This window comes from Roseivirga sp., from assembly GCF_049099775.1.
GTDB lineage: Bacteria > Bacteroidota > Bacteroidia > Cytophagales > Cyclobacteriaceae > Roseivirga.
In genome coordinates, this window is record NZ_JAGDZM010000009.1 from 25,247 (window position 1) to 42,708 (window position 17,462).

At 38.9% G+C, this 17,462-nt stretch carries 9 protein-coding genes; 5 read left to right on the plus strand and 4 right to left on the minus strand.

Annotated elements, in window-relative coordinates; translation table 11 throughout:
• Window positions 1-217: 217 nt before the first annotated feature.
• From JXQ92_RS14880 to lepA, 4 genes are read right to left on the minus strand one after another with little or no spacing between them, the layout of a single operon-like run.
• Window positions 218-2,080 carry an OmpA family protein gene (locus tag JXQ92_RS14880; RefSeq protein ID WP_421987427.1) on the minus strand — a complete coding sequence of 621 codons (1,863 nt, stop codon included), beginning with the start codon at window positions 2,078-2,080 and terminating at the stop codon, window positions 218-220.
• Entirely contained in the window at window positions 2,080-2,691 is a 612-nt protein-coding gene (locus JXQ92_RS14885) for a 7-carboxy-7-deazaguanine synthase QueE (protein ID WP_421987428.1), read from the minus strand. The genes JXQ92_RS14880 and JXQ92_RS14885 overlap by 1 nt, the downstream gene beginning before the upstream one ends.
• A gap of 58 nt (window positions 2,692-2,749) precedes the next feature.
• Entirely contained in the window at window positions 2,750-3,625 is an 876-nt protein-coding gene (locus JXQ92_RS14890) for a bifunctional 5,10-methylenetetrahydrofolate dehydrogenase/5,10-methenyltetrahydrofolate cyclohydrolase (protein ID WP_421987429.1), read from the minus strand.
• Window positions 3,626-3,635: 10 nt separating this feature from the next.
• Window positions 3,636-5,423, minus strand: a complete 1,788-nt coding sequence (gene lepA / locus JXQ92_RS14895) for a translation elongation factor 4 (RefSeq protein ID WP_421987430.1) — start codon at window positions 5,421-5,423, stop codon at window positions 3,636-3,638.
• Between the two features lie 75 nt (window positions 5,424-5,498).
• Between lepA and JXQ92_RS14900 the strand changes: the two genes are divergently transcribed.
• The 5 genes from JXQ92_RS14900 to JXQ92_RS14920 all read left to right on the plus strand — a co-directional run bounded on the left by JXQ92_RS14900 (window position 5,499) and on the right by JXQ92_RS14920 (window position 17,458).
• Window positions 5,499-6,038, plus strand: a complete 540-nt coding sequence (locus JXQ92_RS14900; protein ID WP_421987431.1) for a DUF4924 family protein — start codon at window positions 5,499-5,501, stop codon at window positions 6,036-6,038.
• An 82-nt stretch (window positions 6,039-6,120) separates the two neighbouring features.
• Window positions 6,121-8,946: a hypothetical protein gene (locus tag JXQ92_RS14905; protein ID WP_421987432.1), complete on the plus strand. Its 2,826-nt coding sequence runs from the start codon at window positions 6,121-6,123 to the stop codon at window positions 8,944-8,946.
• Window positions 8,947-8,948: 2 nt separating this feature from the next.
• A complete protein-coding gene (locus JXQ92_RS14910; RefSeq protein WP_421987433.1) occupies window positions 8,949-11,753 on the plus strand; it encodes a hypothetical protein in 2,805 nt (934 codons plus the stop codon).
• A gap of 85 nt (window positions 11,754-11,838) precedes the next feature.
• Entirely contained in the window at window positions 11,839-14,562 is a 2,724-nt protein-coding gene (locus JXQ92_RS14915) for a hypothetical protein (RefSeq protein ID WP_421987434.1), read from the plus strand.
• Between the two features lie 16 nt (window positions 14,563-14,578).
• Entirely contained in the window at window positions 14,579-17,458 is a 2,880-nt protein-coding gene (locus JXQ92_RS14920) for a hypothetical protein (RefSeq protein ID WP_421987435.1), read from the plus strand.
• The last annotated feature ends 4 nt before the right edge of the window (window positions 17,459-17,462 follow it).

Here is a 17,462-nt window from a genome sequence, read left to right on the forward strand (position 1 = left end):
TAAATTTGATGTCCTGAATAAGCCCAGAATCTTTGTTTTACTGTGTTTAAACCCTTTTTTAGTGTATTTAAGAATTTTGTTTGGTTGAGTAAGGGTAAACCATTTCTAAGGAAATCCGTAGTGTTAAAGGATGTTAAATTCCTAGTCTCGGGCTAATCTTTTAATCATCTAATACTAGAAATACAGTATTAATTAATTATTAAGTTTTCGAATTGTCTTATTTCAAGATATTGACGATTTTGAACTCTATTCTCCTATTCCTTTCTTGTTCATTTGGTGTTAATCCCGCTGTCAATGGATAGTCTTCGCCATAGCCAGCAAAAACCAAATTTTCTTTGGATACCCCTTTTTCAATAAAATATCGGTAAACCGACCTTGCCCTTTCTTGTGATAGCACCAAATTCTCAGATTCGCCACCAATTCCATCTGTATGACCTCCTATTTCAATAACTACCTTTGGGTTACTTTCAAGAAATTCCTGTACAGCAGAAAGAGTCGCTTTACTCCCCTCTTTTATCGTAGTACTATTGAAGTCGAAATAGATGTTTCCAAACTCGAATTTTTTACCAATACTCAAGGGCTCCAATAATACTTGAATGTTAGTAAGCTCATCTAGCTCATTCAATTGCAAAGTGCTTGACGCGTAACCATCAGCACTCACATTTAGATCGCTCTGTTCTTCATCTAAAAACAACTTAAATTCTCCGGTGATACTATCCGTCTTTACGAGTACTGATTCTTTATACTTTATAGAAGAGGAAATAGGTTCGAGTGTTTTTTTATCTAATACAATTCCTGAAAAGTATTTCAATTCATTTACCGAAGACATAATGTCGGCAGGCACTTTGAATCTGTTCAACTCTATCTTACCCGTCGGCAAAGCAGAACTATAATAGGCCCAACCATCCGAACTGAACGTATAGCCCACTTGGTCGAACTTGTTATTAATAGGATAGCCTAGGTTTTGGGGAGTTTTCCATTTCCCACTTTCTAAAACAGAAACGTATAAATCATAGGCGCCCATCCCTACTCTTCCTCGCGAAGCAAAAAACAAGGTTCGCTGATCTATAGATATATAAGGAGAGGAATCATCTAGTTTTGTATTGACTTCTGATCCTAAGTTTTCAGCTTCAGACCAACCTCTAATACTTTTTTCGCTTACCCAAATGTCTAACTTTCCTAAACCACCCTTTCGGCTGCTAACGAAAAAGAGTTTTTTTCCATCTCTTGAAAGCGATGGCTGAGAATCCCAATCCTTACTATTGACGTTCTCGCTAAGCAATTCGGGCTTACTCCATTCCAAACCTACTTTATAACTTATATACAAATCGCAACTACCAATATTGCTAGGGAGGTTGCAGGCAGAAAAAACTAAAGTAGATCCATCGGCAGAAATTGAAGCTGTTCCTTCATTTCTATCAGTATTAATGTTATCAGAAATGCTTTCAGGTTCCGTCCACTTTGCATTACGCATTGTGCTTTGATATATATTTTCATTTCCTCGACCGTTATTCTCCCTAACAATAAATACCAGTTGATTTTCAGCAGTGATTGAAGGGAAATATTGCATTTCGAATTGATTTAGGGGATCTGGTAGTTTTTCAAATACTATTACCTCTTTCTTAGCCATCTGAGAAATAGAAAACTCGATTGAGGAATCTAGAAGCGAAACAAAATCTGGTGAAATACCATAAATATCTCCGCTGATCTTTGTTATAATTTCAGCTGCTTCCTGATATAAACCACTTGAGAAATAAAAATGCGCCTGATCATAGCGTATCCGGTTAACAAATTCTGGTGCTAAAGCATTTTTATACGTTTGAAGAATTTGTTCGGATTCTTCAATATCCAGTTTCTTTATAAGAATCCTATTCAGAAGCAGAATCGCTTCATCAAAACTCTTATCCTTCTTTATAGCCTGAAGCACAGCAAACTCTGATTGGCGGAGATTACCGATCTGAAAAAGGTCACGAGCCTCGCGATAACTCGCTAGTGCTTTCTTGTTTTTTGAATGAAGGGTTTGCGCGGATAACGTTCCGCAAAAAAGAAGGGTTAATAGAATGGTAGTTATTCTCAACACTAAGGAATATTCATAAACTTATGTGTTTGTAGCGAAATTTTCCACTGAGGGTTGTCTTTAACATAATTTATTATTTCAGGGAGCATCTTTTCCGACTTATCCCACTCTGGTTGTAAATACAATAAACAATCTGGTCTTACTTGTGCAGCATGTGCTTCAGCCCACTCAAAATCACTCTTATTATATATAACCACTTTCAATTCATCGGCTACTTGGTAAAATTCTTCACGGGGCTTCATGAATTTCTTCGGAGAAAAACATATCCAATCCCAGTTCCCACTTACAGGGTGTGCTCCTGAGGTTTCAACGTTAGTTTGTAAGCCTGAAGTATGCAGCGCCTCTGTAAGGTTCGTCAAATCATACATTAATGGCTCACCGCCAGTGATAACGGCTAATCGGGTAGGCGATTTATTTACCATAGATACAATCTCCTCTACCGACTGCTTTGGCCATTGATCTGCATTCCATGAGTCTTTCACGTCGCACCAAACGCAACCGACATCACAACCTCCCAATCGAATAAAATATGCTGAATTACCCGAGAAATGACCTTCTCCTTGAATAGTATAGAATGCTTCCATTACTGGAAGTTTGATTTGTTCTTTTATCATTTTCAATTTTTTAAAGCAGGTGTTGAAACTGCTATTTTAAAATAATGCTAGGCAAGCTTTATATTAGCTTTTGACTAGCCAAATACGTATTCCAAAGCAATGAAGCAATAGTCATTGGCCCTACACCACCTGGAACTGGGGTAATGAAACTGCATTTTGGAGCAACCTCATCAAACCTTACATCACCTTTTAACTTAAAGCCGGATTTAGTTTGGGTAGACGGTACTCTGTGGATTCCTACATCAATAACAATGGCACCCTCTTTTACCATTTCTTCAGTGACAAAACCTTCTCGGCCTATAGCAACAATCAATATATCGGCTTGGCTTGTAATTTCAGCCAAATTTTGTGTTCGGCTATGGCATAGCGTTACTGTAGCATTACCAGGCGCAGCATTTCTTGACATTAAAACACTAATGGGTGTTCCTACTGTATGACTTCTGCCAATCACTACACAGTTTTTACCGGAAGTTTCAATGCCATTTCTTTCCATCAAAAGCATCATACCTTTTGGTGTTGCTGGAAGTAAAGTTGGCAAGTCTAAAAGCATCTTCCCTAAGTTCGATGGATGAAAACCATCAACATCTTTTTCTGGCAAAATGGCTTCCACTACTTTGTGCTCATCAATCTGCTTAGGTAAAGGTACCTGTACTATGAACCCATCTATATCCGGATCATTGTTCAACTTATCTACCGTGGCGAGCACTTCTTCTTCAGAAGCTTCTTCGGGCAAATGAATAAGCGTAGAACCAAAACCAATTTGTTGGCAAGCTTTTACTTTAGCGTTTACATAGGTTTTACTAGCACCATCTTCTCCTACTAAAACTGCTGCTAAATGGGGTACTTTACCACCCTTAGCTTCAATTTCCTTTACTTTACCTGCCAACTCGTCTTTGATAGACTGTGCTGTAGCCTTTCCGTCTAGTAATTCCATAGCAATCTTATTAATCTAATTTCAGAACCGCCATAAAAGCTTCCTGTGGAATTTCCACATTACCTACCTGACGCATTCTCTTTTTACCTTTTTTCTGTTTTTCAAGCAACTTACGTTTCCTTGAAATATCGCCGCCATAACACTTGGCCAAAACGTTTTTACGCAAGGCTTTCACAGTTTCTCTGGCTATAATTTTTGTTCCAATAGATGCCTGAATCGCAATTTCAAACATCTGCCTTGGTAAAAGTTCTCTTAACTTTTCACACAAACGTTTACCCCAATCGTAGGCTTTATCTCTATGTACAATAGCTGAAAGTGCATCTACCGTTTCTCCATTAAGCATCACGTCCAACTTCACCAAGTTAGATTGCCTAAAACCTATGAGCTCATAATCCAGTGACGCATAACCTCTTGAAATTGTCTTCAACTTATCAAAAAAGTCAAAGACAATTTCAGCAAGCGGCATTTCAAAAGTTAACTCTACCCTACTCGAAGTTAAATAAACCTGATTCTTGATTTCTCCTCGCTTATCAATACAAAGACCGATGATTGGGCCAACGTATTCTGCTTTGGAGATTATCTGTGCCCTAATAAATGGTTCTTCTAAGTGAGCTGTAGCATTAGCCTCGGGCAATTCAGAAGGAGCATTTACCATTTGTACCGACTCATCAGTCATGATGGCGTGGAATTGAACCGAGGGAACGGTCGTAATCACCGTCATATCGAATTCTCGTTCCAATCTTTCTTGCACAATTTCTAGATGAAGCATACCCAAGAAACCACATCTGAAACCAAAACCTAAGGCGGCAGAAGTCTCAGGCTCCCAAACTAGAGAAGCGTCATTTAACTGAAGTTTCTCCATAGACGCTCTCAATTCTTCGAACTCAGATGTTTCAACCGGATAAATACCAGCAAAAACCATCGGTTTTACATCCTCAAAACCCTTAATCAACTCTTGTGTTGGGTTTTCTACGTGGGTAATGGTATCACCTACTTTGACTTCTTTCGCTACTTTAATTCCTGAAATCAAATAGCCTACATTTCCTGCGCTAATTTCTTGCTGAGGGTCTTGGTTCAATCTTAAAATTCCAATCTCATCGGCATTATAAGTTTTCCCAGTATTGACAAATTTAATCTTATCACCCTTCTTTATTGAGCCATTGAAAACTCTAAAGATTACTTCAATCCCTCGGTAAGAATTGAAAACGGAGTCGAAAATCATGGCCTGAAGTGGCTCCTCAGGATCTCCTTTTGGGGCAGGTACTTTTTCTATTATAGCCGAAAGAATGTCTTCAATACCAAGACCTTCTTTCCCACTTGCATGAATTACATCATCAGGTGAACAGCCCAATAGTTCTACTACCTGATCTGTCATTTCCTCAGGCATGGCACCAGGAAGATCAATTTTATTAAGCACAGGAATTATCTCCAAATCATGCTCTAAAGCCAAGTAAAGATTCGAAATAGTTTGTGCTTCTACACCCTGAGAGGCATCCACAATTAACAAAGCACCTTCGCAAGCTGCAATAGACCTCGACACTTCATAAGAAAAATCGACATGTCCTGGGGTATCGATAAGGTTTAAAGTGTATTGCTCCCCTTTATATTCATAATCCATTTGGATAGCATGAGACTTGATCGTAATGCCTCGCTCACGCTCCAAATCCATATCATCTAACAATTGGGCTTGCATATCACGATCACTGACTGTTCCTGTACTTTGAAGCAGTCTATCGGCCAAAGTACTCTTACCATGGTCAATGTGAGCGATTATGCAGAAATTTCGAATTTTATCCATGCTTTCTAAAAGAAGTGCAAAAATAGAAAAAAGCGGATCATTTGCTTTGAAGAGATAAGCATTAATTTTGCAGATATGTTATTGGCAGACAGGAAAAAAGAGCAAAACATTTCTCAATACATCATTTATATGTATCAGACGGAATTGTTGATTAGAAATTTTGAATTTGACATCAACCAAATTCAAAAAGAGATTGTAGACAAAATACCACAAGAAACACTTGATGAAAGTGCCAAATTGGCCGAAATTAATTGGTATTCTAGTACTATTGAGTCTATGAAAGAAGAGGGGCTTGAAAAAGCAGGCCACCTAAGTTCTGTGCAAGAAATGGTTCAAAAGCTATCTGACCTAAGCTTGAAACTGTTAACGCAGGATACAAACTATCAAACAATTTTTAATGCCGCCCGACCTGCGATTAGAGAAAACATTATTGCATCCGAGGGTAATATTTCTGATCCCATTCAAGCTTGTCTGAATGGCGTATTCGGTTTATTGATCGCTCGCATGAAAGATGAAAAAGTAACAGAAGAAGATTTAGCTAAAATCGATCAATTTGGGAATGTGCTTTCTTACTTGAGCCATTCATCCAATTCTAATACAAATCATTCAAACTAAGTTTTGTTTCCTTAGAAGAAACCTTCGTTAATACTATAAATTCTTTTCTTCAGACTATTCATGTCTTTGGCAAAAAGTATTTATGGGATTAAAAAAACGCCTTAACCAAACTATATCCGGATTCTTACGCCATGCACTCAAAGTAGGTGTATTATCAATTGTATTAGCGGTTGCAATCAATTATTCTGTTCAAGCGCAAGTCATCGAAAAAGCTTATCTCTCAACAGATAAAGATATTTACGCACCAGAGGATACCATCTGGTTTAAGGGCTATGTCTTTGACCAATTCAACGCAATTTCCGATAGCAGCTTAGCCTTTCATTTGATCCTCGTCAATGTAGATGGAATAAAGGTCAGTAGATCTTCTTGGGCATTGAACGGTGGAGTAACCGATGGTTTCCTGATTGCTCCTGAAAACGAAGGTAGATTTAGAATAAAGGCCATCAGTGGGCAAATGATAGGGTCAAGAACTGATCAGTCATTTGCAAAAGACATCTATGTGCGTTCGGATCTTGCAGATGAAATCGAAGTTCAAGCCTTTCCAAAATTTGAGACCTTAAACTATTCAGGTAATAACTCTATAGATATTTTCACGCGGTATTCTGCAAATAATGTCGCCCCAGAAGTCAAACTAACTTATCAACTCCTTTCTGGAGAGGATCAGATAAAAAAAGGTAGGCTCAAGACCACCCAAGACGGGAAAGTCACACTAGACCTTCAAAATATCAAGAAGGAATACACCGACCTTAGGCTTGTTATCGAAAGCGAAGACAAAAGACTTTCTAAGCCAGTCAAATTGACTCTTCCAATCCAGACAGCTCAACCTAAAATAGATTTGCAGTTCTTTCCAGAAGGAGGAGATTTGATTAGCAACACCGTTTCCAAAGTGGCTTTCAAAGCGATTAATGAAAACGGCATACCCATAGACTTCAAGGGCCTAATTATTGACAGTGATGGTAAAATTGTGGCGGCGGCTGAAAGTTATTACAAGGGTACAGGGGCATTTAATTTAATGGCTGAAAGTGGCAAAGACTACTTCTTCAAAATTAATTCGCCTTTCAAAATCGATTCTCTTTATAAACTACCATCAGCAAAAGAGTCTGGTATTTCCCTAAGCATTACAGATCAACAAAAAGATGGTAAACAATACGCTTTGGTAAGAGCCAGTAATGATATAGTAGGTAAAAATGGGAGACTGCTAATCACCAAAAACAATCAGGTAATAAGTGATATTGATTTTACATTTTCAGCGCAAGAAAACTGGGAAGTGGCGTTTGAAAACTTAGGAGTCGGCACATTTAGCTTCAAAGTGCTTAACCAAAACAATGAGCCATTGGCTGAAAGACTCTTTTTTTCCAACGTGGAACAACAACTCAATGTCGAAGTAAAAACTAATAACACTACCTATCTGGCCCGCGAAAAAGTTGAAGCTAAAATTCGAGTTACCGATCATAATGGCAAACCTGTCGTTGGAAATTTCTCTTTTACCGCATTCGACCAAACTCGAAATGGAAATCCCCTGCCCGATCAACCGAACCTACTGGCGCAAGTACTTTTGACTGCCGAGCTGAAGGGCAATATACCAACACCAAATTTCTACTTTTCAAAGGATCCTAAAGCTGTAAAAGCGCTCGATTTAGTGATGCTGACCAATGGCTGGAGAAAACATATTTCAAGCTCAATAGAAGACATAGAAGGACTTTACGGAAGATTAATCTATAAAAACATTAAAAGAAAGCCCTTAAAAGATAGGGAGGTCTACTTCTCACCCGTAAAAAGCGGTGGTATTGAAACGTTTAAAACAGATGAAGAAGGTTTTTTTCGCATCAATTCGACCTACTTAAAAAATAGAGGTGACTCCTTCCACATATTTACCGGAATTAAGAATAAAAAGGATCAACCTGGCCTATCACTAATTGATGACAGTAGACTTGAAAAACTGAAATTCTTCAATGAATTACTTCAAGCTAGACCTTCCAAAACGGAAAACCTCGCTCTGCATAAAAAGTCAAATAAGGTAAGACCCGACCGCTTTCAGAATACCATTCTCTTAAATTCAGTAACAGTAGAAGCGTCGAGAACAAAAAAAGAATTTGTGGGCAGTTGCCCCTTAGAGTCATTCCATTTTGAGGATCCTTGGACTACCAAAAGAATTGAAGAACTAGACACAAAAAACAAAGACATCTTATCGCTGCTTAAGCAAGTTGGATTCATAAAAAAATTCCAAAACATCTATGACTGGAATGATTGGAGAGCACCCAATAAACCGATTGCGGGTGTTCTAGGGCTTTACCTAGATGTCCTTGTTGGCGAGTTAGATAATAAAAGAGTCGTCCCTTTCCAAATCTACCTCAATTGTGAACCAGTAAATAAAATTGACCTATTTTTCGATTACTTGAACTTCGATATGGATGAAGGGAATTTTCAGGCAAAGTATGCCATTGAAAGGATTGACATAGATTTTATAGAGTCAATATCAATTAATCAAACTCACATTGAGTTACCGATAGCGTATTTATCACGTCAAAGATTGACGGATTATTTCGCTTCAATACAATGGCCAATTGTTCAAATTAACACCCTTTATGATGAGGTAGTATATAAGCCGATTTTCACTAGTAAAATCGATCATATGGCCTTTAAAAACTACACCACTGAATTTTACGCGCCCGTTTACGAAACTGAAAAGCAGCGCAAAGACCCAGTGCCAGATTTAAGAACAACCATTTTCTGGCAAGCCAATGTATTCACAGATGAAAATGGAGAAGCTACAATAACATACTACAATGCCGACCGACCTAATGAAATTAAACTGATAGCCGAAGGTGTAGATGCTTTCAGCAGATTAGGTTTTGGTACGGCTTCCTATCAAGTACTAGAAGGGTCCATGACGGAAGGGGGGAAATAGGCATGAAGAGAAGTTACATTATATCACTTATTCTACTCACCCTGGCCTTTAGCATTCAAGCGCAAGTCATCGAAAAAGCTTATCTCTCAACAGATAAAGATATTTATGCACCAGAGGACACCATCTGGTTTAAGGGGTACAGCTTCGATTTACTCAACCAACTCTCCGAAGCCAGCCTTGCCCTTCACGTCATGCTGATCGATGGAGAAGGAGTTAAAAAACTCAATACTTCTTGGGAATTTAGAGATGGTATTACAAACGGATACTTAGTAGCACCAAAAGACGAGGGGCGATACAGAATTATAACTGTTAGCGGCCAAATGATCGGAAGTCCGGAAGAACAAACCTTCCAAAAAGACATCTTTATTCGCTCTGAAATAGCTGATGAGATTGATGTACAGGCCTTCCCGAAATTCACAACTTACAGTCCTAGTGATGAAAATGAGATCGACATCTTTACTCGGTATTCTACAAACAATTCAGCCCCTGATGTAAAGTTGACTTACAACCTGCTTTCTGGGGGCGAAACACTCAAAAAAGGAAGATTAAAAACATCAGAAGATGGAAAAGCTACACTGAGCCTTGAAAAGGTCAAGGGTCAATTAAAAGAAGACCTTACGTTACTGATAGAAAGCTCAGATAAACGATTGACTAAACCAGTTAAGCTTGCTTTACCGATCTCTGTCAAATTAGAAAAAGTAGATCTACAATTCTTCCCTGAAGGTGGCCAAATGATTGGCGGAATAATTAATAAAATTGCGTACAAAGCCATAGATAAAAATGGAACCCCCGTTAACCTTAAAGGAGTTGTTGTAGATGAAAATGGTAAAATGGTCGCTGCAACGGAAAGTTACTATAAAGGCATGGGCAGCTTTAACTTTCTCCCAAAGTCCGACGACGCTTATTTTTTTAAAATAAATGAACCCTATAAAGTCGACTCCCTTTACAAACTTCCTAAAGTCATAAATTCTGGGGTTCAGCTGAGTATAATACAAGAAGGAGAAGTCTCAGAAAAATATGCAGTCGTAAAAGCCTCTCCAGACCTTTACGGACAAAAAGGAAAGTTTATAATTGCTAAAAACCACAGTATCCTCAGCGAAGTAGATTTTACTTTCTCAGAACAAGAAAACTGGCAAATTGCTTTTGAAAACCTTGGGATTGGAGTTTACAACCTGAGAGTCACCAATGAAAGTAATGCTCCAATTACTGAAAGACTATTTTTTGCCAATTCGCAGAACCAATTAAAAGTCAATATTGAGACTGATAAAAAAGAATATGGTGCTCGCGACCTTGTTCAAGCTAAAATTAACGTCTCTGATAAAGACGGTCATCCTGTAGAAGGCAACTTCTCCTTTGCGGCGATTGATGCAGTAAGAACAAAAAGTCCAATGCCTGATCAACCGAATTTACTAGCCCAAATACTACTAACCTCCGATCTGAAAGGGAATATACCGACACCTAATTTCTACTTTACTTCTGATAAAAAGGCTGAACCGGCACTCGATTTAGTAATGCTCACTAACGGTTGGAGAAGATATGTACCCAGTATTATAATTGATGGCGAGGGATTAGCGGGTAGCTTGCACAAAACCAATAGAAAACGGAAGTTACTCACTGACCGTGAGGTTATTCTGACATCTCTTAGACATGGAGGTATTGACTATTTTAAGGTAGATAGCAGTGGCATTTTCAACATTCCATCTTCTTATTTAAAAGCTAAAGGAGACTCGTTTCTAATATTTTCTGAAAGAAACGACAAAAAAGATAAGTTCAGTTTAATCCCTAATCAAACCAAAAGAATTGCTAAAGACCAAGCACTTTACAGTTATACACAGAGTGTTATAGAAGATGGCCTTCAATCAGATTTAAGACTATACAAGCGCACCTTTAAATTAAAACCAGATCGATTTCAAAATACACTACTTCTAAATTCTGTAGTTGTGGAAGGGAAGAGCCTATTACCTGATGGATCTTGCAAACTGGAAGATTATCATTTCAAAGAACCTTGGTCGACCAAAACCAGAGAAGAATTAGATCTAGGTGATTATAACATAGTTGATATGATAACACAAGTCAACCCCTATGAGACCGTTGGTGGTGACGGAGATGCTGTTTTCAGTAGGCATAAATTGCATGGTACATGGCCAATGAGAGTGTATATAAACTGTGTACCCATACCGAGGATTGAATTCAGAGTAATAAGAGTAAGCAGTGGGCCAGCAAGAGAAGTAAGTCAAGTTACTACTGCCAATTCTGAACGAAACGGCAAAGCCGTTGAAGACCAAGAGCCCTGGGGAAGCACGCTTGGCCCTATGAATTCGAGCGAGTCTTTTATTACAGAAAGGGAATACAATTTCGCTAAAACCGTAAACAGGATTGATCTTCGAAACATTGAGTCAATTTCTATCAATACAACTACACAAATTCTCACATGGATGGATCATGCGCAGAACGTTTTTCCAATTCTAAATATCAATACAATCAACGATCAACTCATTTACAAGCCTATATTCGATATGAAGTTCTTCCATAGTACGTTTCAGCATTATACAAAAGAGTTCTATGCTCCGGCTTACCAAACTGAAAAGCAACGTAAAGATCCTGTACCAGATTTAAGAACAACCATTTTCTGGCAGGCCAATGTATTCACGGATGAAAATGGAGAAGCTACAATAATATACTACAATGCCGACCGACCAAATGAAATCAAGCTAACCGTCGAAGGGGTCGATGGCTACAGCAGATTAGGTTTTGGTACGAGCACATACAAAGTCTTAGAAGGACCGCAAACGGAGGACAACCGTTAGTAAAAACCTTCAAACAATACGATAAACGCTGGCGTTAAACAATTTGAGAATCTTAAATTCTCAACACACAATTTACCCGAAGGATATGCGATACTTTATTGTTTCTTGGCTGATTTTCCTTTCGCTACTTAGCAATGCACAAGTCATTGAAAAGAGTTATTTAACCACAGACAAAGACATCTATGCGCCCTCCGATACGGTTTGGTTTAAAGGCTATGTCTTCAATACTGACAATACACTTTCCATTAGTAGCATAGCCTATCATGTGCTAATGGTAGACGCAGCAGGCAACAAATTACTCGATACCTCTTGGCCAATTAATGGTGGCATAACAGACGGCTATTTTGTTGCCCCAATGTTGGAAGGTAGGTTTAGGCTCATGGCCGTTAGCGGACAAATGATCGGAAGTCCACCCGATCAAATATTCAGCAAAGACCTCTTTGTGCGATCAGAAATAGCAGATGAAATTCAGTTGCTCGCTTTCCCTCGGTTTGAAAAATTTGTTCCTAACGACCAAAACCTTGTTGATATTTTTACCCGGTTCTCTGCCAATAATTCAGCACCAGAAGTTAAACTAACCTACCGAATCATAAATGGTGATAAAACCTCGAGAAAGCGAAGGATAGAAACTTCTGCAGAAGGTAAAGTAGTGCTCAATTTAAAAGATATCGACCCGCAGGCATCTGACCTTACATTGCTCATCGAAAGCGAAGACAAAAGGCTCACAAAACCCATAAAACTAGCTGTCCCCATTCCTGTAAAGGAGCAAAACATCGACTTACAGTTTTTTCCAGAAGGTGGAAACTTGGTTAATGGCCTAGAGAATAAAGTCGCCTTCAAGGCTATTGACCAAAATGGTAAGCCTTTTGACTTTCGGGGTAAAGTACTCAATCAGCATGGTGAAGAAATAGCCAATATTCAATCATTATTTGCAGGAATGGGAGAATTCTCCTTTGTTCCTGAGTCAAGCCAACGGTACATAGTTGAATTACTAGATTCCACCTACACCTTACCACATGGGGTTGACTCAGGCGTTAGCTTAAGCATTGCAGATGTAGTGAACAATGACAGTAGCAGTAAATATGCAGTCATAAAAGCAAGCCCTGACCTCTATAATCAAAACAGTAAATTGGTGCTATACAGAAACGAAAGGCAAGTTGGAATTCTAAACTTTAAGCTTAGTGAAAGATCGCTTTGGAAGATACCTTTTGACAATATGAACGTCGGCATATATAGAATCACCATTCTAAACGAAAATGATATTCCACTGGCCGAAAGGCTCCTTTTTTCCAACCCAGACAAAGGCTTAACAGTGTCCATAGAAACTGATAAAGAAGCCTACCAATCAAGAGAGAAAGTAACCGCCAACCTAAAAGTAACAGATCATCTAGGCTTACCAATTCAAGCCAACCTATCCTTATCCGCGATTGATGACGCTAGGAGCAAAAGCCCTTTAAGTGAACAGCCCAACTTACTGGCGCAGGTGCTTTTAGCCTCTGAACTGAGAGGCAATATTCCAAAGCCAAATTTTTACTTTAGCAATGATCCAAAGTCCCTGCCTGCTTTAGACCTCGTTTTGATGACCAATGGTTGGAGAAAGTATAAACCTTCAGAGCTTAAAGAGCCTGAAGGTATTTCGGGTAGCTTACACAAAATGAATAGTAAGAAAAGGTTGCTGACAGATAGAGAGGTAGTTATTACTTCCTTAAGGAATGGAGGTATAGATTATTTCGACGTTGATACTTCAGGCATTTTCAGAATTCCTGCAACCTACCTGAAAGACAAGGGAGACTCATTTCTGATATTTTCGGAGAAAACTAGCAAAAAAGATAAATTTAGCCTTAGGCCCGACCAAAAGAAAAGAATTGAAAAATCAATCGGGCTCAAAAACTACCTGAGTTACCATAGCGATAGCAAACTATTAACCGATAACCTCATTTTCAGAAAAGAGCACAAACTCCAACCTGATCGTTTTCAAAATACGCTATTGCTCAACTCAGTGGTGGTTGAAGGAAACAAAATACTGCCAAATACAGGCTGTGAATTACGAGACTACCATTTCCAAGAACCATGGGTAACCAAAAGAGTGGAAGAACTCGATATGACGGACATTAACCTACTCTACCTCTTAAAACAAGTAAGCCCCATTGTAAAACAATTTGGAAACTTTAAGCCACTCAATAGGCTTCAACCAATGGTATATGATGCTTTACTATCAAACGAAATACCTGCTGCTCCAGATGGCGCCCCAATGAGGATTCAGATTAATTGTGAACCCATGGAAGTAATTGAATTTACTCAAATGAGAGGGTTTGAGACCGTTGATGGTCAATACTTTGCCCAAGAAGTACTCAATAGAATTGACTGGAGTAATATCGAATCTATCTCAATCAATTCCACTTTCAGGTCGGCTGAGACAGGCGCTAATGGTACAGATATTGTTTTTGCGGACTGGACTTTTCCACTCGTCAATATAAACACCATCAATGATCAGCTTATTTATAAGCCTATCTTTGATATGAAGTACTTTCATAGTACCTACCAGAACTACACGAAGGAATTTTACGCGCCCGTTTACGAAACGGAAAAGCAAAGAAACGACCCAGTGCCAGATTTAAGAACCACCATATTCTGGCAGGCCAATGTCTTTACCGATGAAAATGGAGAAGCCACAATAACATACTACAATGCCGACCGACCAAATGAAATCAAGCTAACCGTCGAAGGGGTCGATGGCTACAGCAGATTAGGTTTTGGTACGAGCACATACAAAGTCTTAGAAGGACCGCAAACGGAGGACAACCGTTAGTAAAAACCTTTAAACAATGCGAGAAACGCTAGCGTTAAATAGTTTGAGAATGTTAACTTCTCAACTCACACTTTACCCGAAGCATATGCGATACTTTATCGTTTTTTGGCTGATTTTACTCTCTTTTCATGGTAATGCTCAGGTCATTGAAAAGAGTTATGTCACTACAGATAGAGAAGTTTATGCTCCTGGGGATACCCTTTGGTTCAAAGGTTATGTCTTCAACCGATTCAATCAACTGTCAGACCTAAGTTTAGCACTTCATGTGGTCATATCTGACGAGAACAAAAAGAGGGTAAACCGCTCCTCGTGGTCAGTTATGAATGCTCTGACTCATGGAAATATAGTTTTACCTTCGAAAGAGGGTTCCTATATGCTGCATGCTTATAGTGGTCAAATGGCCGCTTCAGATGCTGACCAAGTCTTTCGTAAAAAGATTTACATTAGGTCCAATCAATCAGATATAATCAATCTAAAGTCACTCACGAGAAATGCTGTACACCAAGATGACTCCTCACTAAAAGTTGATTATGCTATCGCATACACTGGTGAGGCAGTAAAAGACTTTAACCTGGGCTATGAGATATGGGATGATAACGAAATAATTACATCCGGTGAAACAAAGTCGGATGAGAAAGGAGAAGGTCAAGTACATTTGGAAAACCTGAACGCTACAGGAAAACAGCTTCATCTACTATTGGAGGCTAAAAGGAGTGGTTTAAAAACTAGCCGACTAAAAATACCGATCCAATCAGCGCAGCAGACCATCGACCTACAATTCTTTCCTGAAGGAGGTAATTTAGTTGCGGGTGTTAGTAATAGTATTGCTTACAAGGCGATCAATTCGGAGGGCTTACCAGTGGATATAGAAGGTGACCTAATGGATAACAATGGTGATAAAATCTTATCCATAACTAGCTATTATAAAGGCATGGGCAAGTTTAGGCTGACTCCTCAGCCAAATACCGCTTACCATTTCCAAATCAAAGGTCGCTCGGGTGATTCAAAATTTAACTTACCTGAAGTTCAACCTTCAGGAATAAGCATTTCTGTTGACTCATTGGATACTTCGAGCATTATTAGTCTTCTGATTCAATCTAGCAAAGACCTTGAAGGCAAAGCTGGTATTTTCGAACTGACAAAAAATGATAGGTCAGCAGGGCAATTTGAATTCAGCTTTCAACCACAACAATTAATTAGAATACCGATAGATAAACTTAATACGGGTATATATGCTATCAGAGTTTACACCAGGGACAAGCGTCACGTTGCAGAACGACTTATCTTTATAAAGCCCAATGATCAGCTATCAATCAACATTAAAACCGATAAAAGCGTCTACAAAGGACGTGAAAAAGTAGATGGTCAGCTTACGGCAGTAGATAGTAATGGGAGTCCAGTAGCTGGTAATTTTTCGATAAGTGCCGTTTATAAATCACGAGCACTGAAACCCCAATCCGAGCAACCGAACTTACAGGCGCAAATCCTATTGAACTCTGAACTTAAAGGATCTATACCTACCCCCAATTTTTACTTTTCCAATCAAGAGAAGTCCTTAACGGCGTTAAACTTAGTAATGCTTACCAACGGTTGGCGCCAGTATAGCCCTAGCACCATAGAAGATCCAGAAGCCATTGTTGGAAGGACACTTCTAAAGAGAGACAATAGCAAGCCTTTTCTAGATACCAACATTGAAATGATAAGTGAGTTATACCAGACTATGAAAAGCTATCCCGTTGATACGACAGGGAGATTTAAAATAGTTGCCTCACAAATGAAAGGACTTGGTGATACTTTGACCCTTATTGGATCACAGGATAAAAAGCTTAATCGGCCCAACATTGCACTTGATTCAAAGTACCTGTTCGTAAATACTGACTTTCAAAAAGATGTAATTAATCGAGGAGAGACACTGGTTAAAAACGACGTGTACTTATCAAATGTAAAAGTGAGGCGAGAACAGTTTCAAGGTGCCACTTTACTTAATTCAGTTTATGTTACCGACCAGAGACTTCCAACGGATGGCTGTAGTGTTTTCTCAAGGGAGCCAGAAGGGTGGGTAACTAAAACGGCCACCCAATTAGACCGAAATGACACTAGTTTATTAGCCTTACTGAAACAAGTGAGTCCACTTATAGATGGAATAGGAAATATTCCATTTGCAGGTATAACCCCAAAGAAATTCGAAGGTAATGATGATTTTGGCAGGCCGGTAAAAGTAAATTTAACTGGCCTGGAAGGTGCTGCTATTGCTAAGTACGCCATATTGACTACTGAGATGGCTCAAGGAACATTTTTGTATAGACAAAGGCTTGGTCAAAAACCGATCTCTGAAACCATAATAAGCTACAATACCAGAGCTCCCTTCGAGTTCTGCATTAATTGTCAATGTTCAAGAATTCCTTTTAATGCGGCTGAACTCACCTCTGACGTATGGAAATTAATAATAGCTGGACTTAGACCTGGCCAACCTTATTACTTAGATTACGACCCCAATCAAATTGACTTTACCAATGTCGAATCCATATCCATCAGAGAGTCTCAGGAACGTCCAATTATTTTAGTAACTACGGAAAATGCTATTATCAATAGAAAAACGTTCATCCAGAGCTATCATCATATTGGGAAATTTGAGAATAAGCCAGATGAGTATTATAGACCAATATATAACACTAAAGAGCGTGTAGAAGATGTAGTTCCTGATGCAAGGGACCTTATTTTTTGGAACCCTAAGCTAATGACTGATAAAAATGGAAATGCAGAATTCTCTTTCTACAATGCAGACAGACCACAGATAATACAAATCTTGATTGAAGGAGTAGGAAATAATGGCCAATTAGGGACAGCGACAACAGAATACTTGGTCTTGAATGAAAGAGTAACCTTAGAGAATTAAGCAC

What these genes read in the sequence shown, in the direction of transcription:
- JXQ92_RS14885 (WP_421987428.1), bottom strand. Translation starts at nt 2,691, where the DNA reads ATGATAAAAGAACAAATCAAACTTCCAGTAATGGAAGCATTCTATACT.
- JXQ92_RS14890 (WP_421987429.1), bottom strand. Translation starts at nt 3,625, where the DNA reads ATGGAATTACTAGACGGAAAGGCTACAGCACAGTCTATCAAAGACGAG.
- lepA (WP_421987430.1), bottom strand. Translation starts at nt 5,423, where the DNA reads ATGGATAAAATTCGAAATTTCTGCATAATCGCTCACATTGACCATGGT.
- JXQ92_RS14900 (WP_421987431.1), top strand. Translation starts at nt 5,499, where the DNA reads ATGTTATTGGCAGACAGGAAAAAAGAGCAAAACATTTCTCAATACATC.
- JXQ92_RS14905 (WP_421987432.1), top strand. Translation starts at nt 6,121, where the DNA reads ATGGGATTAAAAAAACGCCTTAACCAAACTATATCCGGATTCTTACGC.
- JXQ92_RS14910 (WP_421987433.1), top strand. Translation starts at nt 8,949, where the DNA reads ATGAAGAGAAGTTACATTATATCACTTATTCTACTCACCCTGGCCTTT.
- JXQ92_RS14915 (WP_421987434.1), top strand. Translation starts at nt 11,839, where the DNA reads ATGCGATACTTTATTGTTTCTTGGCTGATTTTCCTTTCGCTACTTAGC.
- JXQ92_RS14920 (WP_421987435.1), top strand. Translation starts at nt 14,579, where the DNA reads ATGCGAGAAACGCTAGCGTTAAATAGTTTGAGAATGTTAACTTCTCAA.